The sequence below is a fragment of the Ruegeria faecimaris genome (genome assembly GCF_900182615.1).
Lineage (GTDB): Bacteria > Pseudomonadota > Alphaproteobacteria > Rhodobacterales > Rhodobacteraceae > Ruegeria > Ruegeria faecimaris.
Map to the genome: position 1 here is coordinate 101,309 of NZ_FXTE01000008.1, position 24,552 is coordinate 125,860.

At 54.9% G+C, this 24,552-nt stretch carries 33 protein-coding genes and 1 tRNA gene; 15 read left to right on the forward strand and 19 right to left on the reverse strand.

Annotated elements, in window-relative coordinates:
- Positions 1–12: 12 nt before the first annotated feature.
- Positions 13–465: an outer membrane lipid asymmetry maintenance protein MlaD gene (mlaD, locus tag FN806_RS13835; RefSeq protein WP_142638125.1), complete on the forward strand. Its 453-nt coding sequence runs from the start codon at positions 13–15 to the stop codon at positions 463–465.
- Positions 462–830, forward strand: a complete 369-nt coding sequence (locus FN806_RS13840; RefSeq protein WP_142638127.1) for a DUF2155 domain-containing protein — start codon at positions 462–464, stop codon at positions 828–830. Before mlaD ends, FN806_RS13840 begins: the two co-directional genes overlap by 4 nt.
- On the opposite strand, the gene aat is transcribed toward FN806_RS13840, so the two are convergent.
- The 4 genes from aat to FN806_RS13860 form a co-directional block, all read right to left on the reverse strand.
- The gene (gene aat, locus FN806_RS13845; protein WP_142638129.1) at positions 785–1,417 is read right to left on the reverse strand and encodes a leucyl/phenylalanyl-tRNA--protein transferase; all 633 of its coding nucleotides are present in this window, start codon (positions 1,415–1,417) and stop codon (positions 785–787) included. The two genes, FN806_RS13840 and aat, sit on opposite strands and share 46 nt — an antisense overlap.
- A gap of 48 nt (positions 1,418–1,465) precedes the next feature.
- On the reverse strand, positions 1,466–2,815 hold the full coding sequence (gene accC / locus FN806_RS13850) for an acetyl-CoA carboxylase biotin carboxylase subunit (protein WP_142638131.1): 1,350 nt from the start codon (positions 2,813–2,815) through the stop codon (positions 1,466–1,468).
- Between the two features lie 9 nt (positions 2,816–2,824).
- Entirely contained in the window at positions 2,825–3,316 is a 492-nt protein-coding gene (accB, locus tag FN806_RS13855) for an acetyl-CoA carboxylase biotin carboxyl carrier protein (RefSeq protein ID WP_142638133.1), read from the reverse strand.
- Between the two features lie 152 nt (positions 3,317–3,468).
- Positions 3,469–4,005, reverse strand: a complete 537-nt coding sequence (locus FN806_RS13860; RefSeq protein ID WP_142638135.1) for a helix-turn-helix domain-containing protein — start codon at positions 4,003–4,005, stop codon at positions 3,469–3,471.
- 222 nt (positions 4,006–4,227) lie between these two features.
- Between FN806_RS13860 and FN806_RS13865 the strand changes: the two genes are divergently transcribed.
- From FN806_RS13865 to FN806_RS13885, 5 genes are all read left to right on the forward strand, one after another.
- A complete protein-coding gene (locus FN806_RS13865; RefSeq protein WP_185956709.1) occupies positions 4,228–5,526 on the forward strand; it encodes a helix-turn-helix domain-containing protein in 1,299 nt (432 codons plus the stop codon).
- A 78-nt stretch (positions 5,527–5,604) separates the two neighbouring features.
- Entirely contained in the window at positions 5,605–5,985 is a 381-nt protein-coding gene (locus tag FN806_RS13870; RefSeq protein WP_142638139.1) for a response regulator transcription factor, read from the forward strand.
- Positions 5,982–6,284 carry a hypothetical protein gene (locus tag FN806_RS13875; protein WP_142638141.1) on the forward strand — a complete coding sequence of 101 codons (303 nt, stop codon included), beginning with the start codon at positions 5,982–5,984 and terminating at the stop codon, positions 6,282–6,284. The genes FN806_RS13870 and FN806_RS13875 overlap by 4 nt, the downstream gene beginning before the upstream one ends.
- Complete coding sequence (locus FN806_RS13880; RefSeq protein ID WP_142638143.1) at positions 6,284–8,962, forward strand: sensor histidine kinase; 2,679 nt, start codon at positions 6,284–6,286, stop codon at positions 8,960–8,962. The genes FN806_RS13875 and FN806_RS13880 overlap by 1 nt, the downstream gene beginning before the upstream one ends.
- Before the next feature lie 50 nt (positions 8,963–9,012).
- Positions 9,013–10,131 (forward strand): FliM/FliN family flagellar motor C-terminal domain-containing protein, encoded by a 1,119-nt coding sequence (locus tag FN806_RS13885; RefSeq protein ID WP_142638145.1) that lies wholly within the window; start codon positions 9,013–9,015, stop codon positions 10,129–10,131.
- 8 nt (positions 10,132–10,139) lie between these two features.
- Here FN806_RS13885 and FN806_RS13890 read toward each other — a convergent pair whose 3' ends face one another.
- Genes FN806_RS13890 through FN806_RS13905 form a run of 4 tightly spaced genes read right to left on the reverse strand, consistent with a single transcriptional unit; the run spans position 10,140 to position 12,333 of the window.
- Positions 10,140–10,571: a protein tyrosine phosphatase family protein gene (locus FN806_RS13890; protein ID WP_142638147.1), complete on the reverse strand. Its 432-nt coding sequence runs from the start codon at positions 10,569–10,571 to the stop codon at positions 10,140–10,142.
- A 9-nt stretch (positions 10,572–10,580) separates the two neighbouring features.
- Entirely contained in the window at positions 10,581–11,012 is a 432-nt protein-coding gene (locus tag FN806_RS13895) for a DUF6691 family protein (RefSeq protein ID WP_142638149.1), read from the reverse strand.
- Positions 11,012–11,434 carry a YeeE/YedE family protein gene (locus FN806_RS13900; protein ID WP_142638151.1) on the reverse strand — a complete coding sequence of 141 codons (423 nt, stop codon included), beginning with the start codon at positions 11,432–11,434 and terminating at the stop codon, positions 11,012–11,014. The genes FN806_RS13895 and FN806_RS13900 overlap by 1 nt, the downstream gene beginning before the upstream one ends.
- A 35-nt stretch (positions 11,435–11,469) precedes the next feature.
- On the reverse strand, positions 11,470–12,333 hold the full coding sequence (locus FN806_RS13905; RefSeq protein WP_142638153.1) for an MBL fold metallo-hydrolase: 864 nt from the start codon (positions 12,331–12,333) through the stop codon (positions 11,470–11,472).
- Between the two features lie 246 nt (positions 12,334–12,579).
- Here FN806_RS13905 and FN806_RS13910 point away from each other — a divergent pair, with 246 nt between their 5' ends.
- A complete protein-coding gene (locus FN806_RS13910; RefSeq protein ID WP_142638155.1) occupies positions 12,580–12,795 on the forward strand; it encodes a hypothetical protein in 216 nt (71 codons plus the stop codon).
- A 9-nt stretch (positions 12,796–12,804) separates the two neighbouring features.
- Here the strand turns inward: FN806_RS13910 and FN806_RS13915 are convergent, their stop codons facing one another.
- Complete coding sequence (locus tag FN806_RS13915) at positions 12,805–13,023, reverse strand: carboxymuconolactone decarboxylase family protein (RefSeq protein ID WP_142638212.1); 219 nt, start codon at positions 13,021–13,023, stop codon at positions 12,805–12,807.
- Positions 13,024–13,185: 162 nt separating this feature from the next.
- Here FN806_RS13915 and FN806_RS13920 point away from each other — a divergent pair, with 162 nt between their 5' ends.
- Positions 13,186–13,452, forward strand: a complete 267-nt coding sequence (locus FN806_RS13920; RefSeq protein ID WP_142638157.1) for a DUF2312 domain-containing protein — start codon at positions 13,186–13,188, stop codon at positions 13,450–13,452.
- Between the two features lie 22 nt (positions 13,453–13,474).
- Here FN806_RS13920 and FN806_RS20680 read toward each other — a convergent pair whose 3' ends face one another.
- The gene (locus tag FN806_RS20680; RefSeq protein ID WP_246097250.1) at positions 13,475–14,032 is read right to left on the reverse strand and encodes a hypothetical protein; all 558 of its coding nucleotides are present in this window, start codon (positions 14,030–14,032) and stop codon (positions 13,475–13,477) included.
- 499 nt (positions 14,033–14,531) lie between these two features.
- On the opposite strand from FN806_RS20680, the gene FN806_RS13930 reads away from it, so the two are divergent.
- The 6 genes from FN806_RS13930 to FN806_RS13955 all read left to right on the forward strand — a co-directional run bounded on the left by FN806_RS13930 (position 14,532) and on the right by FN806_RS13955 (position 19,881).
- A tRNA-Thr gene (locus tag FN806_RS13930) sits at positions 14,532–14,607 on the forward strand.
- A gap of 185 nt (positions 14,608–14,792) precedes the next feature.
- Positions 14,793–15,584, forward strand: a complete 792-nt coding sequence (locus FN806_RS13935) for a hypothetical protein (protein WP_142638161.1) — start codon at positions 14,793–14,795, stop codon at positions 15,582–15,584.
- Positions 15,577–16,209, forward strand: a complete 633-nt coding sequence (locus FN806_RS13940; RefSeq protein ID WP_142638163.1) for a hypothetical protein — start codon at positions 15,577–15,579, stop codon at positions 16,207–16,209. Before FN806_RS13935 ends, FN806_RS13940 begins: the two co-directional genes overlap by 8 nt.
- Positions 16,206–16,526, forward strand: coding sequence for a hypothetical protein (locus FN806_RS13945; protein WP_142638166.1), 321 nt, complete (start codon positions 16,206–16,208; stop codon positions 16,524–16,526). The genes FN806_RS13940 and FN806_RS13945 overlap by 4 nt, the downstream gene beginning before the upstream one ends.
- A gap of 151 nt (positions 16,527–16,677) precedes the next feature.
- The gene (locus FN806_RS13950; protein ID WP_221929489.1) at positions 16,678–17,574 is read left to right on the forward strand and encodes a hypothetical protein; all 897 of its coding nucleotides are present in this window, start codon (positions 16,678–16,680) and stop codon (positions 17,572–17,574) included.
- Complete coding sequence (locus FN806_RS13955; protein ID WP_142638170.1) at positions 17,575–19,881, forward strand: UvrD-helicase domain-containing protein; 2,307 nt, start codon at positions 17,575–17,577, stop codon at positions 19,879–19,881. It abuts the gene before it with no gap.
- Between the two features lie 145 nt (positions 19,882–20,026).
- Here FN806_RS13955 and FN806_RS13960 read toward each other — a convergent pair whose 3' ends face one another.
- The 9 genes from FN806_RS13960 to FN806_RS14000 form a co-directional block, all read right to left on the reverse strand.
- Complete coding sequence (locus FN806_RS13960; protein ID WP_142638172.1) at positions 20,027–20,764, reverse strand: hypothetical protein; 738 nt, start codon at positions 20,762–20,764, stop codon at positions 20,027–20,029.
- Complete coding sequence (locus tag FN806_RS13965) at positions 20,749–21,528, reverse strand: terminase large subunit domain-containing protein (RefSeq protein ID WP_142638174.1); 780 nt, start codon at positions 21,526–21,528, stop codon at positions 20,749–20,751. Before FN806_RS13965 ends, FN806_RS13960 begins: the two co-directional genes overlap by 16 nt.
- Position 21,529: 1 nt before the next feature.
- Complete coding sequence (locus FN806_RS13970; protein WP_142638176.1) at positions 21,530–21,760, reverse strand: hypothetical protein; 231 nt, start codon at positions 21,758–21,760, stop codon at positions 21,530–21,532.
- The gene (locus FN806_RS13975; protein ID WP_142638178.1) at positions 21,757–22,344 is read right to left on the reverse strand and encodes a hypothetical protein; all 588 of its coding nucleotides are present in this window, start codon (positions 22,342–22,344) and stop codon (positions 21,757–21,759) included. Before FN806_RS13975 ends, FN806_RS13970 begins: the two co-directional genes overlap by 4 nt.
- A gap of 3 nt (positions 22,345–22,347) precedes the next feature.
- The gene (locus FN806_RS13980) at positions 22,348–22,737 is read right to left on the reverse strand and encodes a hypothetical protein (protein ID WP_142638180.1); all 390 of its coding nucleotides are present in this window, start codon (positions 22,735–22,737) and stop codon (positions 22,348–22,350) included.
- Positions 22,727–23,296, reverse strand: coding sequence for a hypothetical protein (locus tag FN806_RS13985; RefSeq protein ID WP_142638182.1), 570 nt, complete (start codon positions 23,294–23,296; stop codon positions 22,727–22,729). The genes FN806_RS13980 and FN806_RS13985 overlap by 11 nt, the downstream gene beginning before the upstream one ends.
- 113 nt (positions 23,297–23,409) lie before the next feature.
- On the reverse strand, positions 23,410–23,754 hold the full coding sequence (locus tag FN806_RS13990) for a hypothetical protein (protein WP_142638184.1): 345 nt from the start codon (positions 23,752–23,754) through the stop codon (positions 23,410–23,412).
- Positions 23,742–23,972: a hypothetical protein gene (locus FN806_RS13995; RefSeq protein ID WP_142638186.1), complete on the reverse strand. Its 231-nt coding sequence runs from the start codon at positions 23,970–23,972 to the stop codon at positions 23,742–23,744. Before FN806_RS13995 ends, FN806_RS13990 begins: the two co-directional genes overlap by 13 nt.
- A 13-nt stretch (positions 23,973–23,985) precedes the next feature.
- Entirely contained in the window at positions 23,986–24,252 is a 267-nt protein-coding gene (locus FN806_RS14000; RefSeq protein ID WP_142638188.1) for a hypothetical protein, read from the reverse strand.
- Positions 24,253–24,552 lie beyond the last annotated feature (300 nt).

Sequence of the window (24,552 nt, forward strand, 5' to 3'; positions counted from 1 at the left end):
ACGAGGCGAGCAATGTCATCTTACAAAGTTTCAGAAGTTTTGGTCGGAGGCGCCGTCCTGGCCGGGGCAATAGCGTTTGGCGTCTATGCGAGCCAGTCGACAGGCCTGTCCCAGGGCGGTTCTGGTTATGAGCTTAACGCCTCTTTCCGCTCGCTCGAAGGCGTCGGCGTCGGAACGGACGTGCGGCTTGCCGGGGTCAAAATCGGCACCGTGACAGGGGTGACCCTGAACCCGGAAACCTACCGGGCGGACACGACTTTTGCGATTTCTGATGGAATTCTGGTCCCCGATGACAGTGCTATCGTGATCTCATCCGAAGGGTTGCTGGGTGGTAACTTTGTAGAAGTCATGCCAGGCGGATCGCTCTTTAACTTTGAGCCGGGCGATCAGGTCGAGGATACACAGGGCGCAGTCAGCCTGATTTCGCTTTTGGTTAAGTTCGTCGCCGGAGATGGCGGCGAATGAAGCGATATGCTCTGATCGCGGCAATACTGGCAGCCTCTGGGGTAGCGGCACAGCAAAAGGTTCAATCCGGACCGGGTGCAATGCTCAGAGGGCTGGATAAGGTCAATGGCCAGACAGTTGATGTCGAACTGCAAAACGGCCAATCCAAGACAGTCTTTGGGCTGGATGTCGCACTGGGTGATTGCCGCTATCCTGCAGATAACCCAACAGGGGACGCGTTTGCCTACCTGACCATTTGGGAACAAGGCGGAACGGATCAACTGTTTGACGGGTGGATGATTGCCACCTCGCCAGCCCTGAATGCGCTTGATCATTCGCGCTATGACGTCTGGGTGATCCGCTGTATCACGCCATCCGGCGATTGATCGAGATCAGCAGAGAAATCTGCTGCAATAGTCACTGCCTCTTCCAGCGCGTTCCGATACTGTGCCCGTGGCACCTCAATCGCACCGAGCGAGGCGAGATGCGCGGTTAAAAACTGTGTATCGAACAGTTTGAACCCGCAGGACCGCAACCGGTCGACCAAATAAGCCAGTGCAATTTTTGAGGCATCCTTGCGTCGGGAAAACATGCTTTCGCCAAAGAAGGCAGCGCCAAGAGTAACGCCATAAACGCCCCCAACCAAATTCGGGCCGTCCCAGATTTCCAGCGAATGGGCGTGACCGGATTGGTTCAGCTTTTGGTAAAGGGTGCGAAGTTCCTGATTGATCCAGGTATCCGTGCGATCAGCGCAGCCATCAACAACGCCGGGAAAATCCCTGTTGATTGACACCGTGTACCCACAGTTCCGAATCCTGCGGGCCAAGCTGCGTGAGATGTGAAATCCGTCCAGAGGGAAGATGCCGCGAAACTTAGGATCAACCCAGAACAGGTCCGGATCATCGCGATGTTCAGCCATCGGGAAGATACCGATGGAATATCCATGGAGCAGTAATTCCGGGGAAAGGCTCATGCCAGGCGCCTCAGGGTCGGAAAGCGATAACCTTCCGACCCAGCAGAGTTAGTCGGCCATATTCTCCGCAAGCCAGTGCTCCAGCCAGTGGATGTTATAATCACCGCTTTGGACGTCACTTTCTTGCAGAAGTGCGTGGAACAAGGGAACCGTCGTGTCGATTCCGTCCACGATCAACTCACCCAATGCGCGTTCGAGACGGGCCAGTGCTTCGGGCCGGTCGCGGCCCTGCACGATCAGTTTGGCGATCAGTGAGTCGTAGTAGGGCGGGATCGTGTACCCGTCATACAACGCTGAATCCATCCGCACACCCAGACCGCCCGGCGCATGGTAGGCCGAGATTTTTCCGGGGCAGGGCGAGAAGTTTGGCAATTTCTCGGCGTTGATCCGAACCTCGATGGCGTGACCATTGATTTTCAGATCATCCTGACCGAATGACATTGGCTGACCAGCCGCAACGCGGATTTGTTCGCGCACCAGATCCACGCCAAAGATGCCCTCAGTGACCGGGTGTTCGACCTGTAGGCGGGTGTTCATCTCGATGAAATAGAAGTCGCCATTTTCGTACAGAAATTCGATCGTACCTGCACCGATATAGTTGATCTTGGCAACCGCATCGGCACAGACCTTACCGATCCTTGCGCGTTCTTCGGGGGTGATGCAGGGGCCGGGTGCCTCTTCGAATACCTTTTGGTGGCGGCGCTGCAGGGAACAGTCGCGCTCGCCCAGATGAACCGCTTGGCCCTTGCCATCGCCAAAGACCTGAATCTCGATGTGGCGCGGCGTGGTCAGGTATTTCTCAATATAGACCTCGTCATTACCAAAGGCGGCTTTGCCTTCGGCGCGCGCGGTCATAAAGGCGCTTTCCATCTCATCCGCACTCATCGCGACTTTCATGCCGCGTCCGCCGCCACCGGCGGTGGCCTTGATGATTACAGGATAGCCGAATTCTTCACCGATCCGCTTGGCTGCGGCCAGATCCGGCACGCCACCATCTGAACCAGGCACACAGGGAACGCCCAAGGCCTTCATCGTGTCCTTGGCGGTGATCTTGTCACCCATCACGCGGATATGCTCAGCGGTGGGTCCAATGAAGCTGATGTCGTGATCTTCGACGATCTGCACAAACTCGGCATTTTCAGACAAAAAGCCGTAGCCTGGGTGGATCGCCTGAGCGCCAGTGATCTCGCAGGCTGAGATGATCGCAGGCACCGACAGATAGCTTTGTGGGCTGGGCGGGGGGCCGATGCAGACCGATTCGTCCGCCATGCGTACATGCATCGCGTCACTGTCTGCGGTTGAATGGACGGCGACTGTCTTAATCCCCATCTCGCGTGCGGCGCGGATGACGCGCAGGGCGATCTCGCCTCGGTTGGCAATCAGGATCTTGTCGAACATGGGGCCGCCTTACTCAACAATGACCAGAGGAGTGCCGAATTCCACAGCATCGCCATCACCCACCAAAATACGCTTGATAGTACCGGATTTAGGCGCGTGGATGTGGTTCATGGTTTTCATCGCTTCGACGATCAGCAGCGTGTCGCCTTCGGAAACACTGGCACCGACGGAGATGAAGGACGGCGCACCCGGCTCGGGCTGCATGTACACGGTGCCGACCATGGGCGAAGTCACAGCGCCCGGATGGCTGGCTGGATCGTCACTTGCTGTGGGTGCTTCAGCTGCTGCAGGTGCGGCTGCCGGGGCTGCGGCTGGCGCGGCCGCCGGGACCGCAACCTGGACCGGAGCGGCGACGGGTGACATGCGGCTAACGCGTACGTTCAGGCTGTCATCTTCGCCATAATCGCGCTTTACCTGCAACTCGGTCAGGTCGTTTTCCCGCAGCAGTTCGGCCAGTGCCTTGATAAACGCCACATCCGCTTCGTGTTTGGTATCTGTCATGAGTGTCCTCGACGGTTCCCCTTTGGCCCGTCTGTTTCGCGCGGGCTTTGGTCTGATTACGCAGCGTTATAAGCTAAGCGTACGGCCATGAAAAGCACAGTCTCGGCCTGTCAGATGGGGGTTTTGCTGAAGATTACCAGTGGTAAACAGCGTTACAGAGGCATTCCGGAGAGTTTCGCAACCAGTTCAGGCAGTTTACGTGCCCCGAATTTTTCAAGCAGCCGCGCACGGTAGGCTTCGATTGTACGATAGCTCAGGTTCAGTTCCGCACCGATTTCCTTGGCCGACAAGCCCTTGCAGGACAGAATGGCAACCTCGCGCTCACGGCTGGTTAGCTCGACCAAAGGGCGTTCCTCGGAAATATCCGAAAAACTCCAGATGCCATGGCGGAATGGATCTTCAGGCGTTAGCGAACGTCCGCGCGCGCGGCACCAGAATAGGTCGCTATCGCGGCGACGCATGACCCTCTCATCCGTGTAATATCCGGTGTCGCGCATGATTTGCAGGCTCCGTGCGCCGATACGTTCCCAATCTGCGACAGAAGGGTAGAGGTGTAGCAGGGGCATGTTGCGGTAATCGGCCTCTTCACCGCCGAAAGTGCGTGCGAACTGCAGATTGCACCGGCGGATCACGCGGTTCTCCAACTCGACCAATCCGATCGGCGCATATTCAAAGGCTGGGTCGCTCATATGTCCATGGTGCAGGTGTTTTGCCGAAAATAGAAGGGGAAGGCCTGTGATTTTCGAAATATGCAAATGGGTTACACCGTGGACCGGGTGTTTGGAATTGCGGGATGCGTTTGTGAAGAAAGTAAATTGCTCAAGAAAATTAATTGCTAAAGACTTATATTTAAATAATAGTTTTGAAAATGCTTCTGTGGTTGACCAAAGGAGCCAGCGGAAAAAGAGGAAATTTTGCGGGACACGTTAACAGGCAGCCGTATTCGCGAAAGGCGGCAGATCGCAGGATTGCGTCAGGCCCAGCTTGCACGGCAGGTTGGAATCTCGGCATCCTATCTGAACCTGATCGAGCATAACCGCCGCAGGATCGGAGGAAAGCTGCTGGTGGATATCGCTGCGGCCCTGACCGTTGAGCCTTCGGTGCTAACCCAGGGGATCGAGGCGACGCTGATTTCTGCGCTGCGCGAGGCTGCGGCAGATGCTGTTGGCCAGAAAGCCGAGGTGGACGGGCTTGAGGAATTCGCAAGTAGGTTTCCAGGGTGGGCGGGCGTTTTGGCGCAAATGCACAGCCGAGTGGTGTCGTTAGAGCGAACGATTGAAACCCTGTCGGATCGTTTGACCCACGATCCGCATCTGGCAGCATCCATGCACGAGGTCCTTTCGACAGCCGCCGCGATTCGTTCTACCGCTGCCATTCTTGCTGAAACGCAAGAGATAGAACCCGAGTGGCAAGACCGATTCCACCGGAACCTGCACCAGGATGCCGAACGCCTGGCCGATAGCTCCAAATCGCTGGTGGCCTATCTGGATGATTCCGAGGGGGCCGAGGATCGTCGCGGGGTCCCTCTGGAAGATGTCGAAGCATTTTTTGACAGGCATGATCACCATTTCCCGGAAATCGAATCCGGAGGCGGAAGCGCAGATGTTAATCTGAATGAGATTGATTCCTCTGCGGCGCGAAAAGTGGCGCGGGATATTCTGGACGTTTACGAATCCGACGCTCGGCTTTTGCCTCTGGATGCGCTCAAAGGGGCTTTGGATCGGGGAGTTACAGATCCTTTGCTTTTGGCAACAGAGTATTCAGTCGACATCGCCACCGTGCTGAGGCGGCTGGCCGCCTTGCCCAAAGGGTATTTGTCGCGCCCGACCGGGCTGGTGATATGTGATGCCTCAGGCAGCATTTTGTTCAGCAAATCGGTGCCCGGTTTTGCCATGCCCAGGTTCGGCGAGGCGTGTCCTCTGTGGCCGCTGTTTCAGGCGCTGAACCGGCCGCTGGTTCCGATCCGAAAACGGATCGTTCAGTTGGGGCGAACGGCCGCGGAATTCGATTGTTATGCCTATGCCTGGCCGCAATCCATTTCCGGCTATGATGATGCGCCGGTTTATCGTTCTGTCATGCTGGTTCGATCCGTCGAAGAAAGCCCTCAGGGCAGTCAGGCGGTTGCCCATGTTGGCCCAAGTTGCCGGGTCTGCCCCAATAAGGACTGTGAATCGCGCCGAGAGCCCTCGATTCTGAGCGAAGGTTTTTGACAGTTTCGTGACACTGCGCATAAGCTGTTTCGGACAGGTTGACAGTGGTGCAGCCCGTCTCGGGGAGGGATGAAATATATGAGCCGAAAGGTTCTGTTGATCGAGGATGAGCCGAACATTGCTGAAGCCATTCGGTTTTTGCTGACCCGCGAGGGATGGCAGGTTGAAACGCATGCTGAAGGGACGGATGCGCTGCTGGTGATTCAGGGCGCGAAGCCCGATCTTGTGATTCTGGATGTGATGCTGCCGGGCAAAAGCGGGATGGAGATTTTGCGCGACTTGCGCGAACTCGAAGAACTGCGAAATCTTCCGGTTCTGATGCTAACGGCTCGTGGCCAATCGAAAGATCGTGAGATGGCCGAGAATGCAGGGGTCAGCCGGTTCATGACAAAGCCGTTTTCCAATGCAGAAGTTCTGACCGCCGTCCGCGATTTGCACGCGCAGGCCTCGCGGTCATGAGCATGCAGGACGACCGCCAACCATCTGGTGCGCGGCCGTCGCTGTTTCTTGAGCGCCAAAGTTACCGCCGACGCAGGCTAACCGACGCCGCCCGTTTATTGCCCATATTGGGGGGCGCGCTGATTGCGATTCCGTTGCTGTGGCCGCGTGGGGGCGATGCAGCGGACGGAGTGCCGCTGTCTTCTGCGATTCTCTATATCTTCACATGCTGGGCGGTTTTGATCGTTGTCAGCGTTCTCTTTGGGTTCGCCGCAGGACGCATATCAACCGGCGATGAATCCGAGCCAGGTCAAGACTGATGGCAACGCTGAACGTGCTGATCCTGGTTTGTTTAGGCTATGTGGTGCTGTTGTTCAGCGTCGCATTTGCCGCCGACAGAATGGCCGCGGCGGGCAGGGGGGCGTGGCTGCGATCTCCGTTGATCTACACGCTGTCGCTGTCGATCTATTGTACCGCCTGGACCTTTTATGGCGCGGTAGGGAACGCCGCCCGGTCGGGGCTGGAGTTCGTAACGATCTATCTGGGACCCACGTTGGTCATGATCTGTTGGTGGTGGGGATTGCGCAAGCTGGTTCGAGTTGGCCGCAGCCAGAGGGTGACCTCAATTGCTGACCTGATTTCGTCTCGCTATGGCAAGTCGAACACTCTGGCGATTTGCGTCACAATTCTGGCCGTGTTGGGCGGAACGCCCTATATTGCGCTGCAACTTCAATCCATTACGCTGTCATTCTCAATCTTTGCCGAGGCCGACCCAAGCGGTCTTTACCGCGAAGGGTCCAGTGTGTTCTGGGTAGCGGCGGGGCTGGCGGTGTTCGCCATTCTGTTCGGTACCCGCAATCTGGATGCCAACGAACGCCATCATGGCGTTGTCACAGCCATCGCATTGGAATCTGTCGTTAAACTCTTTGCGCTGCTGGCCGTGGGCATTTTCGTTGTCTGGGGTATAGCCGGAGGAGTCGGTCCGATGATGGACCGCATCGATGCCTCTGAGATCGGGCAGTGGAATGTGAATGCCGGACGCTGGACGACGTTTATATTTCTATCGGCTGCGGCCTTTGTGTGTCTGCCGAGGATGTTTCAGGTGATGGTGGTCGAGAACGCCGATGAAGGGCATCTGAGGACAGCCGCATGGGCCTTCCCCCTGTATCTGCTGTTGATGAGTCTCTTTGTCGTGCCAATCGCGGTCGTAGGATTGGACCTTTTGCCCGAAGGATCGAATCCGGATCTGTTCGTGCTGACGGTGCCCCTGTCGCAGGGCAATGAATGGCTGGCGATGCTGTCCTTTATTGGCGGCTTTTCATCCGCCACATCGATGGTGATTGTCACGGCAATGGCCCTATCGACCATGGTGTCAAATCACGTCGTGATGCCGATCTGGTTTAGCCGGCAGGAGGGCACTGGCGCCGTATCCGGTGATGTCCGCAATGTGGTTTTGCTGTCCCGGCGGATTTCAATCGCCGTGATCATGGTGCTTGGGTTCTCGTATTACCGCATTTCCGGCGGCGGGGCCGCGCTGGCCTCGATTGGTCTGGTGGCCTTTGCCGGGATTTCCCAGATTTTGCCTTCGCTGGTTGGCGGGCTGTTCTGGCGCGGGGCGACGCGAACAGGGGCTCTGATAGGACTGACGGTCGGGTTCTTGTTGTGGATCTACACGCTGTTGTTGCCCGGCATGGGCAGCGCGATTATGTCGGATAGTGTCCTGCAGAACGGACCGTTCGGATGGGGCTGGTTGCGCCCGCAGGCCTTGTTCGGGATCGACGGAATGGACCCGATGGTGCACGCTGTGTTGTGGTCGCTGTCGCTGAACACGCTGGCATTTTGCGCGGCCTCTTTGCTGAGTTTTCCAAGCCCGCTCGAACGTTTGCAGGGGGCGCAATTCGTCAACGTATTCGACCATTCGGTTGCGCTGCGCGGTTGGACCGGATCGGTAGCGCAAAGCGAAGACCTGATGATCATGACCCAGCGCATTTTGGGCGCAGGTCCGGCGCAAGAGTTCTTTCAGGCGCAGGCGGAACAGCAGGGTGGGCGTTCCAGCCTGCCCGAACCTACGCCTGGGTTTTTGGAGCGGTTGGAACGTGAACTCAGCGGCTCGGTCGGGGCGGCGACAGCGCATGCGATGATCGGGCAGATTGTTGGTGGTTCCTCCGTTTCGGTCGAGGATTTGCTCGCTGTGGCCGACGAATCCGCGCAGATGTTGGAATACTCCAGCCAACTGGAAGCGAAATCCGCTGAACTCAGCCGTACGGCGCGCCAGCTGCGCGAGGCAAACACCAAACTGACCCAGATTTCCGAACAGAAGGACGGGTTCCTTAGCCAGGTCAGCCACGAATTGCGAACCCCCATGACCTCGATCCGAGCATTTTCCGAGATCATGCGGGATACCGAAGGTCTGACCAGCGAAGAAAGAACGCGTTACGCCGCCATCATCCATGACGAGGCGCTTCGGTTGACACGGCTGCTGGATGACTTGCTGGACCTGAGCGTTCTGGAAAGTGGGCGAGTCAATTTGAACAAGAGCGGTGACACCCTGCGGTCGGTTTTGGATCGTGCTGTGTCCAGCGCCTTGGCTGGAACCAGCCAGCAACTGATCGTTCGGCGGTCGAAAACCTCCGAACGCGTTCTCCTGCATACGGATTTGGACCGTCTGGGGCAGGTGTTTATCAATCTGATTTCGAACGCTCAGAAGTATTGTGATGCCAAAGAACCAGTTCTGACGATTTCCGCGCATGATGTCGGCGGACAGGTCGTCATTGATTTTGCTGATAACGGCACCGGCATTCCCCCGGATGCCCGGCAGATGGTTTTTGAGAAATTTGCCCGCGTCGGAGGCGACAAGGCAGGTGGTGCGGGGCTGGGATTAGCGATCTGCCGTGAGATTATGCAAAGACTGGGGGGCGATATCAGCTACTTGCCCGGCCATGGTGGGGCTGCGTTCCGGGTCAGGCTGCCACAGGCCTACCGACAGGCTGCGCAGTGACGGCTGTATAAACAGGTTGGTAACTATCGCCGGGTTAGACCTGAAAGAGAATGCAGGAACAATCAGCGGTTTTAGGCATGACGCAATCTGTCAGCGCGGCTCTGGCGCGCAAGCTTTCGATCAGTCAGGAGGAAAAGGGTGACAAGCCTCGCTCGATCCTACGTGCGCTGCGTCTGGCTTTTGCTCGCGCGGCAGAAGATCGTTTGCAGATGCCGTTGTCGGTAATCGGCGCCAAACAATCCTGTCGGCCACCAGGTGGGCTGACACAGTCTTTGGATGAGGAATGGATATTGCTGCTCTTTTCAGGCTCTGACAGCAGCTTGGCTGCGATCTGCATGGATATAGGGTTAGTGTCGGCTGTCGTGCAGGCTCAGACAATAGGCGAGGTGATGCCGGGAGCGCCTTCTGCGCGGGGGTTCACCGATACGGACGCGGCCATGGTGTCCCCTTGGATCGAAGAGGGGCTGTCCCGCGCGGCATCACTTGTCGAAACGGCGAGTGACCGCATGTGCCTGATCGGTTTTGAATATGCTTCGCGCCTTGCGGATCTGCGAACTTTGACTCTGGCGATGGTGGAAGAGGAATACCGAGTTTTTGAACTGACAGTCGAACTTGGCGGTGGGCTGAGACAAGGTCAGCTTTCAGTACTGTTGCCTATCCGACCGGCTGAAACGGCCGAGACGGAGGTGATTCATGATGAGCCAGAGGGCAGGCTTGATCAGGCATCGGGCGTGTTGAGAGCAGATTTGAATACGGTGGTCTGCCGGATGCCCTTGTCTCTGGCGACGCTTACAGAACTGGTGGTGGGGGATGTGTTGCCATTGATCGGGGCGCGGCTGGATCGTACCGAGATTGTGGCGATCGACCGCAGCCGGGCCGCGATCGGACGGCTCGGCCAATGCGGAGGATTGCGTGCGGTGCGCCTGAACGAAACCTACCAAACTCAGACATTTTCCCAGCCCGAAGCAAATGAGTTCCTTGAGGCGAGTTCAGCCAGTATACACGAAGAGGGGCCAACCGAACACGGGCAGGAAATAATGCCATTTTCCCCCGGCGCGCTGGGCCAAGAGGGGACAGAATTGAACCTCGAGAATTCGGAACACATGGTTGCCGAGATATCTCAACTGGCTGGTTTATCTGGGGATGAAAGCGCGCTGAAAGGCAGTTAGCAGACGGCTCAAGTCACTGATCTGCGTATTTCTTCCAAGGTTGGACGCAGGTTGTCCAACGCATAGCCTGCCTTGGTCGTCGCCTGAAGGATGTCTTCGGTGCTCATGCTTTCGCACTGCCCCAATGCCCAGATCACAGAACAACGCGTGCCCGATGCACAATATGCGAGAACCGGACCGGCACAGGATTCTGCCAGGTCACGTTGCAAGGAGACGTTTTCGGGCGTCATGGTCTGATGCGTCAGCTCTAGCACTTCGTATTCCAACCCGGCAGCACGCACGGCCTGTCCGATAGCATCTGACTGGAGATCCTCGGGAACTTCGCTGTTCGGCCGGTTGCAGATCACTTTGACAAAGCCTGCCTCGACAATAGTGGGAACATCCTCGACCGAAATTTGCGGCGAGACGGCATAGCGGGGGGTTATCGGTCGAATCTCCATGGCTACTGCTTAGGTCGCGTTTACGGTTCTGTCCAGTTTTGCACCTACGGCAGGAGCGGCATACATCCCTGCGAGCATGGAAATCAGAAACACAACGCCTCCGGTTCCGCCATACGTAAGAGACGCGATGGCTGGACCGGGGCACAGTCCCGCTAATCCCCATCCCATGCCAAACATGACCGATCCGATGATAAGGCGGCGATCCAGTTCATGCTGCACCATTGTCGGGAAATTCCCACCCGACAGCGGTTTGCGATCTGGAACCAGCCTCCATGCGATCATCATGGGCACAATGGCTCCCCCCATCACAAATGCGAGTGTCGGATCCCAGTTGCCGAAAATATCCAGCCACCCCTGCACCTTGGTTGTGTCAGTCATGCCGGAAATCAACAGGCCTGCTCCGAACAAAGAGCCCGAAAGAAGCGATATCAGATTGCGCATCAGATCAACCCCCAGACATGGCGAAACAAGGCCAGCGTCACTGCCCCGGCCGCAATGTAAAGGATCGTTGCCACGATCCCGCGCACCGAAAACCGGGAAATGCCGCACACCCCATGTCCAGAGGTGCACCCGTTGGCAATTCGTGTCCCGATACCGACAAGCAGCCCAGCCCCGATCACAACCGTCAAATTCGAGGTCAGGTTTGTCTGCGGCCCCGGCGACAAAAACAGGCTTAGCATCAACGGCGTCCCAATCATCCCAGCGAGGAAATACAGCCGCTCGGCCGAGCGGTCAGAGCGATCGACAAGCCCTCCCAGGATACCGCTCGCCCCCATTACACGACCGTTTCCAAGCAGGTAAACTGCTGCGCCAAGACCAATCAACAGGCCGCCTACCAGTCCCCATATCCATTCTGAATACACTGATTTGTTCCCCCAAGAAGTTCGGCTCTAGCCGTCTAAAGTTTGTTCACTGGTAGTTTCAGGAACACGTCGCCATTCTCATCCTCAGGCGGCATCTGACCCGCCCGCATATTGACTTGTAAAGAGGGCAGGATCAGCCGCGGCATGGCCAAAGTGGCATCGCGGGCGTCGCGCATTTCAACGAATTCCTCGATAGGTCGACCTTGCCCGATATGCACGTTCAAGGATTTTTGCTCTTCAACAGTTGTTTCCCACGCAAACTCGTCCCGCCCAGGAGCTTTGTAGTCATGCCCGACAAAGATGCGTGTCGCATCCGGCAGTGAAAGGATCCTCTGGATCGAGTTGTACAAATCTCCGGACGATCCGCCGGGAAAGTCGCATCGCGCAGTGCCAAAATCCGGCATGAACAGCGTGTCTCCGACAAATGCCGCGTCGCCGATGACATAGGTCATGCAGGCGGGCGTATGGCCGGGGGTGTGCAAGACGTCACCTCTCATTTGACCGACATGAAATCCGTCGCCGTCGCGGAACAAGGCGTCGAACTGGCTACCATCGCGCTGAAACTCGGTACCCTCGTTGAAAATTTTCCCGAAAGTTTCCTGGATGGCGACGATTTGATCACCGATGCCAATCTTGCCTCCGAGTTTCTGCTGCAAATAGGGGGCTGCTGAAAGGTGGTCGGCATGGACATGGCTTTCCAGAATCCATTCGGTTCGCAACGAATTGGATTGGACATATCTGATGATCTCATCCGCAGATCGCGTATTGGTCCGGCCGGATGCGTGATCGAAATCCAGAACACTATCTATGATCGCGCAGGCATCGCCTTCAGGATCCTGAACCAGATAAGACACCGTGAATGTCTCGGCGTCAAAAAATGCTTTCACTTTGGGCGTCATGGTTTCCTCCGCCGGTTAGGTCTTAGTCATATATTAATAACGGAATGTGAAGCAATCAACATTTGGTGATTTGATGCCGGTCAAGGCAGAAGCGGCAAAGTTGGGCTAAAATTCTGGCATCCTGCGAAAGCGCGCCGATATTAGGGGGCGGTCGGGCGAATATTCGCGCGATAGAATAACAGAGTGATGCAAGTCTTAAAACCGTTACTAAATTATAGGTAACTGATGACATTTGGGAGGATGGATATGCCGAGAATCGATTTGTATTCCGAAGCCGAACAACTTGAGAAAAAACTGAAGGGCGCCAGTGTTGATACCCGCCTTGCCCTTCAGCCCAGTGTCACAAAGGTCATCGAGAAGATGCGTCTGCAGGGTGTTGAGGTTCCTGCGCGCCTGCGTCGCCTGGATGCGGCCCTGTGCGAGGACGTTATGGAAGCGCGTTTCGACAATCTGCCGGTTTGATGGCCGCAGTCAACCGAACGAGATTCCAAGTATAACCAGCATAAGACCTATCACCGACAAAAAGAGCGCGCCCATGTTCCAGGGCAGCACCCGTTGAACAACGGCGCGCAGTTCATCGTCAGACAGGCCGGATTTGCGGGCTTTCATGACATGCAGAATGCACCAAACCAGCCCAGCCAGGCCGATAAGTGACAGGGCGGCACCGCCCCAGGTGATGAATTCGAACATCGTTTTCCATTTTTCAGCGTCTGACATGAGCGCTTAACTGATCGCGCTGGCCCGCACAAGCGAGACTGGTTTTTTGCATGCTTGCGGCTTGGCTCGCACCGATGTATCCCGCTTGTTGCCCACCTTTTCAGCATGACAAACCAGCCTCTGGGAGAGACTTAGATGGAAGAGAATACCGAAGATCAGGCCGCCGCGAATTACCGTGTAACCGCGGGTGAGTTGCGCCAGTTCATCGAACGGATCGAGCGTCTGGATGCGGAAAAGAAAGATTTGGCGGAGCAACAAAAAGAAGTGATGGCCGAGGCAAAAGCGCGGGGCTACGACACCAAGGTCATGCGGAAAGTGATCGCATTGCGCAAACGTGACAAAGACGACATCGCCGAGGAAGAGGCGGTGTTGGAAATGTACAAGGAAGCGTTGGGAATGTAACGGCTGCTTTCCCGCTATAGACTCAAGGTTTTAGAACCTGCACTCCGGGCATGGACTCAAGTCGGTCCATGTCCTGCGCATATAATTCTGCAAACGCGTCGACGATTTCCATGCTCCAATCTGGCAGATCAAGCTCTTCTGTTGTGAGCTCGGTTTTGGCGTGTTCCTCCAAAACCGTGGCAAGGTCGTCACGCAAATGTTCGTCCTGTTCCAGGCTTTGATCAATCAATGCCAGACCTTTGGATTTGCCTGAATCGTCTAGAAGTGACAGCAGTAAATCAAACTCATCAACCAGCGTGTTGTCCGAGGGAAGGGCCGCGATTGCACGGACTATATCTCCCCAGATCAGTGGTGCGTCCTCGTTGCTCCAGAGTGTGATTTTGACATTGGGCGCAAGATCTCTGATGTCCTCGACCATGCTGATCCAGCTGAGGCAGCTGATATCGGTACTTCGCATTTTGTCGAGGCGACTCTGTTCAGGTAGCGACATCAAAGCTTTGGGAATAAATCTGCCAGGGCTTAAAAAACCCATACAAAGCTCAATTTCGTGGTCAGGAAAGGACTTTTCAAGCAACTCCATTCGGCGTCCCGCATTTGGGTATAGCTGCCCGTCGTCCAGCGCATTTCCAACATCGCCTGCAAAGCTGGCGCATGAGTAAATCAAACGATCGACCTTCGGAGCCGATCGCAACCCAGCCCGAAGCATTTCCATTGCGGCACCGATTTCATCCTGGTTTTCAATGGCAGCAAAGGCGGGTTCGAAAATTTGCCGATAACGGCGCGGGCCAAATACGGACGCACCATTTTGATGCAACGCGCCGGTGTTGCGTTGAAGGGACCGCAATATGAGACCTTCATCGGTGAACGCAGCACCTGCGTGGATTGCAACCTGCATATTCGGTTTTTACCCTCGCGTTCGTGCATATTATCTGCTGGGTTACAGGCTGTACTCCGCACAGTCAAACCAGGCGGAGTAAAATCTCTGGGCCAGACCCAGTGCCATGAATACAGAAAATCGTTAAGCGGCGGCAAAATTCTGTCTTGAAGTCCGTAACGAGAGGCATTAATCGACACCAAGTGCCCCTATAGCTCAGCTGGTAGAGCAACTGATTTGTAATCAGTAGGTCCGCGGTTCGAGTCCGTGTGGGGGCACCATTTAAATCATTGAAATTGAAAGATAAATCGAAGCGCAGCAATCTTGATGTGCTGTGTTTTTCAAACGTTTTTCAAACACACATTGGTTTCACCGTGCATTGATTCTGTTAACGCTTTGGTAAGAATGTTTGGTTAACGGTTGGGAAACAAATTCATTTCCACCAGAGACTTACATCGCCCCACTCATGTTGCAGACGTTCACAGATACCCGGCCCTACAGCCAGCCGTTATCGCCCCTTTCGGTCGATGGTGAACGCTACGCTCTGCCTGTTGACTTCGTTGATGGGCTTGCCTTTCTGCGACCTTTCGTCAAACGCCGCTGCAAGATGATTGAGAATTTTGTTCACATACTAAGTGGCAAGCTCTACATCGTGACGAATAACTTGGTTATCGACTACGATATTGGCAGCACGGACCTTCCTAACGCTTGTCTTGGACCCAATGAGATTCGAATTCTAGAAGCCTTCGAAACACCTCCTGTTGAGGTCATTTTTGATTCCAAAATGTTCCACTTCCATTGGGAGGATGGGCAACAATTCTACTTCGGAGGATCGGGCGCTTCTTGCGTCTACCTGTCTTCCGAAACGCATGAACGCGCGGCAAACGACGCTTTCGACCGCTTTCTGCGGTTCAACGATAGCGTTGCAATCACTGATGCCGTGAAACGCGAAATACGCCGGATGCACGGTGGTCCAAAAATGGCCAAGGACATCTTCCTAAACGAGCGAGCAATTCTGTCACGGATGAGCAGCGACGGAGAAACGTGGACTTCAGTTTTCACCACTCCCTTCGAGAACAACGCTGACCGCGTGATGCGCTTTGATCGCCAAGCGTTCCTTGGCATGATCAAAATTGCATCAGAGATCAACTTTGCTACCAGTCCAGTTTGCTTCCGTCACCAGCATGGACGTGGAATGCTCGTCGAGCTTACAACTGGGTCTGACCTTCCGGATTTCGAGGAGGGCGAAAATGACTGATCTGCGCGATGGATTTCTGTATCACCCCGAAAGCGTAGCCACCACGGCGCAATTGGAACGATTGCTAGCCGGTGAGCACAACACCGCATTCGACGACCCGTTCGGGGCAGCGGTTCAAGAGGCCGAACAGGAGCTTCGCGATGAGGAAGAAAAGGAACGGAAAGCGCTAGAGCGCCTAAATTTGATCCGCGCCAAAATCGAACGCCTAAAGGCTCATAAAGTTGAGGTTGAAAAAGCGGTTCATCACTTCCTTGACACCGGTAAAATAGAAGACGTTTTGCTTCCTGCCTGCCGTGAATTGATCTCAAATGAATGGCGTGCCTTCAGCGCGGCCGACGCTCCGGCTAAAGAGCAGGAAATCAAGGATGCACATGACACGCTGTCAGACCAACTTGGAGATGATTGGGAAATTTCTGAGACCAAGGCGGACGACAAGTTTGTCTATGTAACTATAAAACGTCTGCGGGCTGTGGCGGCACCCGAACGTCCATACGCCGATGAGATCGTAGCTTGCATCACCGAAAAGGTCAGAGCTGCGTTCAAGACTTACCGACTCGACTTCAAAACTCGCGCCCGCCCGCTACGTTTGATGGCTGTGGCCGCCAGTCCGAGAGCCTCGCCATGAACAAGATCGAGTGGGACACAGCAGACGGTGTACTTGAAGAATCTAACCTCTGGAAACTGTTCTCGGAATGCCCCGACCAACCAAGTGAAACCATCCTGTTCTTCTCGCAAATCAAACCGTTTCTTTCAAAAATGCGGTTGGAGGATGATACGCGATATTACCAAGTCTACCTGCACGGGACAGTGGCCGAGGGGCCAGCTGACTCTCAAACCCGTGCGGTCGTGACGCAGCGGAACCTACGACGTGTTGCAAACGTTATCGCGGGGCGCGGCAATAGCGACGCTGCAATTCAGTATCTTGGAATCAAGTCTGATTAGGTTCCTATCGTGGCCTAATCCTTTGGCCTGTGGCAAACGCTTCGAAGAGTCTTGGTTCAAGCCAAATGATTCAACACGCGAGTTTCCTCGCACCTTCCTAAACCTACACTTGCAAGCGCCGTGCTAAGTTGGTCATCTAGGCTAACAGAATTTGAACACATGGTTGATTCCTTTGACTGAAATACGCCCTCATTTGAAGCAAGCCAAGTATGGCGACTTAACACAGGGCACAGTTTTTTCTTGTGCCAGTGCTTCTCGATATAACGGTTGTGAAGTGCATGGATTGGCCATTACGGCTCGGTGTGATTTTGCGCAACGAAAGTTCCCTGTTCTCAACTACGTTCCAGTCGTTGAGCTTCAAGATTGGGTTCGAAGGGACGGTCTGGATATTTTGGTTGACCAAGAATTGAACGATCAGCGTGGGCAGTTGGTAAGGATGCTCAAACAGGCGCAGGTGTCGGAAGCCCTACTACAGGCGGTTCCGCATCGAGAAATCGCGGAGACCCACTTTCAAAAGGATGAAGGATCGAAGGCAAAAAAAACCGCGGCAAAAAAATTTCATGATTTGGTTGATGAAATGGAGAAGTTTTCTTTACTTGTGGCAGCCGACGGAGGTGGTGACATTTTCGAGTGGTTTACCCGAGAGCGTGGAAAGCAAGTAGGCGAGTTGGTGCGTCGCCTAAGTCGCCATGCGGTTCTCGGGCACTATTTTCTTGAGGCGCTGGAGCCGGACACAACAGAACACAAAGGCTATGTTTGCTTATTGCGGGAAGTATCAACAATCCCACGCCCCGTCGCAGACAAGCTAGGGAAGGGCCTCGATCAATCGACTTACGCCAAACAATGCAACAATAGTCAATTTGGCTCGCAATTACAGATACCCGAAGGTGGGCTAGCAATGCCGCTGATTGAAATCGGTTCCCCAACTATTGAACATATCATGCAATCGTTCAGCAACTTGTTTGGGAGAATTGGCGTCGCTGACCCAATTGAAACCGTGATTGGCAAAATTGTTGATTCTTGCCTGACTCATGCGGAGAAAGATTAAATGAAGTATATTTGCATTGATGACGGTGCCGTTGCGGAGCTAATTTCTGGAAAGGAATACCAGTCAATTGATTTTGAGGAAGGCGACCGCTTGGTAAATGCACTGTCGGGCAAAGTGCGGTTTGTCGCGAAGCTACGAAATGTTGTTCTGATTCAAGACGAGGAGGGTGTTTTCCTCACTACCAGCGGCCCTTGGAAAAGAAAACGATACTTGGTGATTGACTGCGATCAATCTTCCCTTTTCACCGGATTGAGGTCAGGGGAGACCCTCCAATCCTTTCAAAAGCTACTTCGTTTTTGCGCGAAGTTTTGGTCGGGTGGTGTACTAAATAGAGCGGAAAAAATCATTAGTGGAACGTCGAAGGCGGTAATATTCCCGCTTCCGTATTCGACAAAGCCCTATCGCATTGCGATTGAACGAGAGCCTTGGAAAGTCCGGCTTCAAAAGCGCGACATGAATGGGCACTTCTTACTCGTCTACAAGACTGGTTGGGATGGTGCCGATTCCGCTACGGAAGAAGCCAACGAGACAAATTTTCGACTAGTTTTTGAGCGATTGCCGAATATCTATGCCTCTGCGGCAAAGATTGATAAGGACCTAAGTAGTGTTAGGCCAAATGAGCAAGTGGCTTCAACCGATCTAGGATCGGAAGTTAGCACGCCTAGGCCGGCCCACCTACCTTTCAAAGAGTGGATTCCACATCTTACAGCAAAACAGAGAGATTTTGTTTTCTCAGACTCAAGCACGCCTCACCGTTTGCAAGGGCCTGCAGGAACGGGCAAGACGCTTTCGCTCATACTCAGGACAGTCCGAACGCTTTTGGATGCGGAGCGGAAAAAGACGACATGCCACGCGCTCTTGATCACGCACAGCGAAGCGACAAGAGCAGCCATTCAAGACACATTGTCGGTCATCGACCCTTGTGATTTTCAGAGCCGCAGCCGAAAGGTCGATGCGGTCGCCTTGTCGGTCGAGACATTGGCTTCATTGTGCGCTGATGTACTGCGTCAGTCTATTAGCGAGTCGGAGTTCATTGACCGCGATGCCCAAGACTCCAAGCTTTTGCAGCAGATGTACATAGACCAAGCGATTGAGGTGGTGAAAAGCGAAGACCTTCCCTCGTTCAAACCACACCTAAGTAGAGGCTTCAAAACTGCGTTCGAAAGCACGGAAGCTGAGGAACTTTCATCGCTATTTCAGCACGAAATAAGCGTCCTTATTAAGGGCCGGGCTGGAGACTCTTTCGACGTATACAAGAATTGCCCAGCACTTGAATATGGCTTACCCGTTTCCAACGATGCTGACAAAGGTTTGGCATTTCGCGTGTACCAGCGTTACCAAGAGCAACTCGAATCCTCTAGTCAGTTTGATACGGATGACGTTGTCATTTCTGCCACCGGCCAACTTGACACACCTATCTGGCGTAGACGAAGGTCGCGTGATGGATATGATTTCATAGCGGTGGATGAAACGCATCTTTTCAACATTAACGAGCTTCATGTTTTCCATCATTTTACCCGAGACACTGCGGCGCTTCCAATTTCGTTCACAGTGGATCAAGCACAAGGTGTCGGAGATCGGGGTTGGAACGATATTTCCAAATTCTCAGACCTATTTGGTCAAGACGATTCAAAGGGTGAGAATAGTACCATTGTCACCGCAGTTTTCAGAAACTCCCCTCAAATACGCGAGTTTTGCCAATCTGTCTTGGCCTCCGGAGCTATGCTGTTCACTAATTTCGAAAATACACTTTTGGAGTCGCAAAGCGTCTTTACTGCGGAAGATGAAAGAAAGTCTCAACCTGTTGATTATATAGAGTTTCCAAATGACAATACGATGATTGAAGGTGCTTTCAAGAGGGCAGAGGAACTTCTTTCGAAAACTGAATCTAGTCGATCCCAAGTGCTTATTACCAGCTTGTGCGACGATGTTCTAAAAGACCTTCGTGAATACGCAAGCAACAACAACAAGCCGGTCACGTATCTTGAGCGAAGGGGAGACTTTGTTAGGGTAAAACAAGCTGAAAGGTCAGGGCACTTAGTGCTTGGTCATGCCGATTTCGTTGGAGGGCTTGAGTTCAATGTTGTCGTTATCGTCGGGGTGGATAAAGGTCGTGTTCCGCATGAGGGTGAAACAGCAGACTCAAATTCGCGCAGCTTTGCGTCCTACTCCGCGCACAATAGGCTCTACGTCGCCTCCTCAAGGGCAAGATACGCGCTGAATATCCTAGGTGTGAAATCGCGTGGCCCGAGTGATATTCTCCAAGGTGCCAAGGCCAGCAAACTTATTGACGGAGTTGTTTCCTGAACCTTACGGTGAAATTTCGTTCCGGTATATCCTAACCAGCTTTCTGCCACGAATACTGTGTGGCGGGATGAGTTGTTTGTTAAGAGCGATGATCGTGAGGCTAAAACCTGCTTGGTGCAGGATCGGCTTCACTTCTCGACAATCGTCAATACCACCCGCGCAGCGTGTGCGTCGTGACCATCTTCGGGCGCAGGTATTGCGACGCGAACGCGCCGACGATGACCGCAATCCCCAAATCCCCATGACCGCCCGCTGACCTTGACTGCGTGATGATCTGGTTTCCTGCTGCCGTTGTCTGCAAGGAGAAGGAAGCCAGGTCGGATGCGATCTCGTCGCGCAGCGGCAGGTCGTGCGCAAATTTGAGATCACCCGAGGCAAACAAAACGGAGAGGTTTTCGATCATGAATGTCTTCCCTGCGTTGACGTACCGCGAGCTTTCCTTGCGCCAAGACTGCCCGCCCGTCATTTGCACCGCATGGTGATCGACTGATTGATCCCAGAGCATGTCAGAGACGACCCTGCCGAGGCTCGTTCCATCTAAAACCAATTCCGACTTGCCCCCGAAAGGCGGCGCGTTGCGCAGGCGGATCAGGTAGTCAACGACGTCCACATAGGACACGCCACGGAAGCGGTCGGCGTAAACGATGGAACGGTGGCGTGGCCCAACGATCACTTTCGAGCCGTCAACGATGGGCAACGCCTCATCTTTAATTACTGTCACAGCCGTAAAATCATTTGCTTGTCCGAGATCAGCCGCAACCCAGTAATTTTGATGCCCTGTGACGCGTTCTATCGCGGGGTCTTGGTTCGTTTCGTTGACCACGCGCCCGTCAGGCAGATAGACAAGATTGAGTGCGGTTTCGTAGTTCACATCTTGGGACATATCGCGCCCTCCGTGCTTGTTGCTTTTTCGATGATTGAGAGGTCGAAATAGCTGGTGCCATCCGAGAGCAGTTCGCATTCGATCTCTTGGCGGAATTTGGTCGCGGACAACGTGCGACGCATCCGTTCCACTTTGTCTTTCAATCGCGGGATGTCCGTGCCTTTGACGACGATGCGGTGAACACCATCACCCGGCTTTGCGTCGAGGAACAATCGAGCGAAATAGTTGTTTTTGCCGGCAGGAGTTGACGAGAAGTAGACTTGCCCTTTTTCCGTCAGCATCGGCAAGACACCCGCAATCAGGTCTTCCCCGCCACCTTCGCCTTGCAAGAATGCGCATTCGTCAATGATCAGACACGACACCGAAGGATAACCGCGAATGGTGTCCGACGTAGACGGCAGCGCGACGACGCGCGCACCGTTCGACATTTCGAGTTCGGTGAGAGTCGAGCGGGTAATGACCAATTCGGTGCGCTTCAACTGTCGCCCGATTTCTCGCGCGATGATCTTCGCTTGTCGTTCCGCAGGCGCAACGCAGATGGTCAAGGATTCCGGGATGTGCAATTCCTCGACCGAGCGGGCGGCGAGAACAGACGTCTTGCCCGCCTGACGGCCAACGCGCAGGGCGACCTCCGTTGCCTGCGTGGTAAATGCGTCGATCTGCCAAGGATCAGGCTCATGGCCGATCCAATGGCGTAGACGCGCGGCAGGATCGAGCGAGCGTTCAAGCTCTGCGCACCACGGTATGAGGGCATCAAAGGGCATGTTACTGCCCCATCTGACAGGCGCGGCAACAACCCATCGAATAACGCGGGGAGATGTGGCCGTTCTTGCATGGCTTGCCTGTGAAATACATGCCCGCCCCTTTTGCCTCACGACGGGACGCAGGTAGTTCAACCCATTCGGGATGACCGACCGCGTTGGCTGCTTCAAGCCGCCTCGCATATTCGCGCGCGTAGTGATCCCATCCGAGGAATTCTGAATGGGGCGACTTCATAGCACCGACCCCTCTTTTGTGACGCTGAGAACATTGTGGCGCATGTGCCGCAGCAGCGGTTCACGGGCGGCGGGCACCTCGTCGCAAACAGCCTGCAACACGGATTTGAGTGTCACCCATTCAGGCGAGGTAGCGAGTGATTGCGTGACTGTCAGGTTGGTCGCCATCTTCCCGTGCATTGTCGCAATGTCGCGGAGCACCTTGCGCAAGCCGTCCATCGCGGCCAAAGCAAAGCCATCGTCGCCTGCTTCCTCGGCTTTCGTGATCAGTTTTTCGACGCGGCGCGCAAGGCTGTCATAGGTGCGCGCAACGTCCATTCGCTCGTCATTGAGAACCCGCGTCGCCTCGTCCATGGGCGCGGTGTGCGCCTCCGCCAAGATCGAACGCACCATTTCCTCGGTGATGTGTTCTTTGCGATACCGCGAAACAGAATCCGCGTGCATCCCAACACGTTTTGCGACCTGTGCCTTTGACATGCCGCCCGGCAGGCCGTGTTCCCCAAGCACGATCTGCTTAATGATCGTCTTCTTCTCGGGGTGCGTGTTGATCGTGTTTGGCCGACCGCTGCCTTTGTTACCTGCCATTGTTCAATCGCCTCCCGAAGGCGTGGTTGAGGCGGTGATGGGCGAGCACTTATCGTCGCGGTACCAAGCAATCCGCTGCTTCAAGCGGTTCCACTCTTCAACGGAGACGTCTTTCAAATGATCATGAACGCGATCTGCCACCTGTTCCCGCATACCAGCCGCGACGAGATCGCGGCGCAACTCGCCAAACTGCAACCCTCGGATGCGGAGTTTCATCGTCTGCGCGAGCGCGACAATCAGGGCGTCCTGACTGCTGCCTGACGGGTTTAGTGTTTCGTGATCGTGCTGAGTGATCACAGTCAGATCGCGGAGCACGATCACTTCATCTTCCGCCGAAAACCCAAGGACGACACGATAGGCCCATTCGATGGTTGCACGGTCCTCAGGCGTCATTGGATTTCTCCATCAGCGCGAGTTTGGTTTGCATGTGCTGCGGGAGATCGTCGGCGTTGCTCCACTGCTGCACGGTCATGCCATTTGCTCGAAGTTGGCGGTATTGACGCGCGTCTGATGCCATCACATCGCGGCGCATGTAGGCGATTTTTTGGTCGTCGTCGCGGATCAGGGTGGTTTTCAGCGAGGCGTCGATTTCCGAACGGCTTGCGCGTCGGTGCGTGTCGTCAGGTTCCGTGGGATCGACAATTTGCAATTGGACGCCCGCTTTCGCTGCTGCCGCTTTGGCCGCACGATACTTTTGCGGGTCGCGTGCTTCTTCGCGCGTGAGGCGGTGTGTCGGTTGCGTTCCTTTCGGATACCAATCGCCATTGATTTGCTCAAAGCCTGCCGCTGCCATTTTCGCCTTTGCGTCGGGATCAGCCGCGAGGGCGCGTTTCATGTCTTTCTTTTCATCAAGCAAGCGTTCGTTGTGCTTCTTGATTCCAGAAATTTCGGTGGTCAGCGATTCCACTTGTTTGATCAGCGCCTGAATTGCAGCGTCGGTGTCGGTTGCCATTTTGTGTCCTTTCAAAACCAAAGCAGACGCGGCTGGGGAGCCACGCCTGCAATTGCTTGGTAAGGACATGACGCGCCGCGCATGACATGAATTTATGCAATGGTGGGAGTTGGTTACACCGAAGAAGCAGGTAGAGTGTGGGGGTATTTAAGGTGTTGCCAACGCTTGCGAGCAAGATCGACCTGCACGGCGTGTTGCTCGCTGGTTTCGAGAGTGAAGGGGTGTAGATCGGCGTTGCCTTCAAGGCCTTCGACGATGCGTTGGGCGGCAATGTCACCGTCGAGTCCCAAAAGACCGAACAGTTCACCGCGCCATCGGGCGTGTCGGCCATTGGGGGCGGTCAGGAACGTTATCGCCGCGTATGCGTGGTCATCATTTGGCCCAAGCATGTCGGAGTAGGCTTGCGAGATGATGGCCGCGACGAACGCACCCTCAGCCGTGCCCGTCATTCCATCCACGGCTTTCTGCTGCCGGGTTCGATATGGACGATTTTGCGGGCAACAACGAGGTGTTCGGCAACGTCGATCTCGTGCTTGTTGGGGGCCTCCTGCCAATCAACATAGACGCGCGGTGGGGTGTCGAGGCCAATATGCATCGTCCACACGCCGTGGACGCGCAGGCCGCGGTCATGCAGCGTGCCGCGTGTCAGGGGCAGTTCACGCCATAGGGGTCGCACCGTGTCCGGCATGTCAGGCGCGCAGCTGATCGACCACGGAGGCAATGTGTTGCCACGGGATCGGGAACGAATGGGGATGCACCTCGACGGTCACGCCTTCGGGCTGCACCAAGACGTTGTAGGCGTCGCGGTAGATGTTGCCCTGATCGGGGTTGAACGTTGATTTGAGGTCGCTGGCAAAATCAGCCGCATCGGGCACGCCGAGGTTCGACGTGGTGTTCATGCGGGTGTAGGTGAGCGTGACAGCTTCATGCTCGTCAATGGTCGCAGTGATGGTCATTGTGGTCGTCCTTCGAATTATGGCGCGCACCGGGTTCATCGCGGCAGTCGGGATAGCCGATGCTAGGCCATTCCCGATGCGCGCAGACCCAGCACGAAATGCGTATCATCCGCTGTTGGGGCATTGGTCTGTGGAATGAGGTGGTGAGTTGGGAGATTTAGGTGGCGCAATACGCGGGGACGCCATGAATATGTCAGCCTTGGTGACGGGTTTTTGAGGTCTTTTTCGCGGCGCGTTTGAAAGCACGTTTGAAAAGCGTATAACGAAGCAAGTAACCGCTTGACGAAACAATGGTATTTT

Bases quoted from the DNA above. Each gene is read 5' to 3' on its own strand.
- mlaD (WP_142638125.1), top strand. From the start codon at position 13: ATGTCATCTTACAAAGTTTCAGAAGTTTTGGTCGGAGGCGCCGTCCTG.
- FN806_RS13840 (WP_142638127.1), top strand. From the start codon at position 462: ATGAAGCGATATGCTCTGATCGCGGCAATACTGGCAGCCTCTGGGGTA.
- aat (WP_142638129.1), bottom strand. From the start codon at position 1,417: ATGAGCCTTTCCCCGGAATTACTGCTCCATGGATATTCCATCGGTATC.
- accC (WP_142638131.1), bottom strand. From the start codon at position 2,815: ATGTTCGACAAGATCCTGATTGCCAACCGAGGCGAGATCGCCCTGCGC.
- accB (WP_142638133.1), bottom strand. From the start codon at position 3,316: ATGACAGATACCAAACACGAAGCGGATGTGGCGTTTATCAAGGCACTG.
- FN806_RS13860 (WP_142638135.1), bottom strand. From the start codon at position 4,005: ATGAGCGACCCAGCCTTTGAATATGCGCCGATCGGATTGGTCGAGTTG.
- FN806_RS13870 (WP_142638139.1), top strand. From the start codon at position 5,605: ATGAGCCGAAAGGTTCTGTTGATCGAGGATGAGCCGAACATTGCTGAA.
- FN806_RS13875 (WP_142638141.1), top strand. From the start codon at position 5,982: ATGAGCATGCAGGACGACCGCCAACCATCTGGTGCGCGGCCGTCGCTG.
- FN806_RS13880 (WP_142638143.1), top strand. From the start codon at position 6,284: ATGGCAACGCTGAACGTGCTGATCCTGGTTTGTTTAGGCTATGTGGTG.
- FN806_RS13885 (WP_142638145.1), top strand. From the start codon at position 9,013: ATGCAGGAACAATCAGCGGTTTTAGGCATGACGCAATCTGTCAGCGCG.
- FN806_RS13890 (WP_142638147.1), bottom strand. From the start codon at position 10,571: ATGGAGATTCGACCGATAACCCCCCGCTATGCCGTCTCGCCGCAAATT.
- FN806_RS13895 (WP_142638149.1), bottom strand. From the start codon at position 11,012: ATGCGCAATCTGATATCGCTTCTTTCGGGCTCTTTGTTCGGAGCAGGC.
- FN806_RS13905 (WP_142638153.1), bottom strand. From the start codon at position 12,333: ATGACGCCCAAAGTGAAAGCATTTTTTGACGCCGAGACATTCACGGTG.
- FN806_RS13910 (WP_142638155.1), top strand. From the start codon at position 12,580: ATGCCGAGAATCGATTTGTATTCCGAAGCCGAACAACTTGAGAAAAAA.
- FN806_RS13915 (WP_142638212.1), bottom strand. From the start codon at position 13,023: ATGTTCGAATTCATCACCTGGGGCGGTGCCGCCCTGTCACTTATCGGC.
- FN806_RS13920 (WP_142638157.1), top strand. From the start codon at position 13,186: ATGGAAGAGAATACCGAAGATCAGGCCGCCGCGAATTACCGTGTAACC.
- FN806_RS20680 (WP_246097250.1), bottom strand. From the start codon at position 14,032: ATGGAGTTGCTTGAAAAGTCCTTTCCTGACCACGAAATTGAGCTTTGT.
- FN806_RS13935 (WP_142638161.1), top strand. From the start codon at position 14,793: ATGTTGCAGACGTTCACAGATACCCGGCCCTACAGCCAGCCGTTATCG.
- FN806_RS13940 (WP_142638163.1), top strand. From the start codon at position 15,577: ATGACTGATCTGCGCGATGGATTTCTGTATCACCCCGAAAGCGTAGCC.
- FN806_RS13945 (WP_142638166.1), top strand. From the start codon at position 16,206: ATGAACAAGATCGAGTGGGACACAGCAGACGGTGTACTTGAAGAATCT.
- FN806_RS13955 (WP_142638170.1), top strand. From the start codon at position 17,575: ATGAAGTATATTTGCATTGATGACGGTGCCGTTGCGGAGCTAATTTCT.
- FN806_RS13960 (WP_142638172.1), bottom strand. From the start codon at position 20,764: ATGTCCCAAGATGTGAACTACGAAACCGCACTCAATCTTGTCTATCTG.
- FN806_RS13965 (WP_142638174.1), bottom strand. From the start codon at position 21,528: ATGCCCTTTGATGCCCTCATACCGTGGTGCGCAGAGCTTGAACGCTCG.
- FN806_RS13970 (WP_142638176.1), bottom strand. From the start codon at position 21,760: ATGAAGTCGCCCCATTCAGAATTCCTCGGATGGGATCACTACGCGCGC.
- FN806_RS13975 (WP_142638178.1), bottom strand. From the start codon at position 22,344: ATGGCAGGTAACAAAGGCAGCGGTCGGCCAAACACGATCAACACGCAC.
- FN806_RS13980 (WP_142638180.1), bottom strand. From the start codon at position 22,737: ATGACGCCTGAGGACCGTGCAACCATCGAATGGGCCTATCGTGTCGTC.
- FN806_RS13985 (WP_142638182.1), bottom strand. From the start codon at position 23,296: ATGGCAACCGACACCGACGCTGCAATTCAGGCGCTGATCAAACAAGTG.
- FN806_RS14000 (WP_142638188.1), bottom strand. From the start codon at position 24,252: ATGACCATCACTGCGACCATTGACGAGCATGAAGCTGTCACGCTCACC.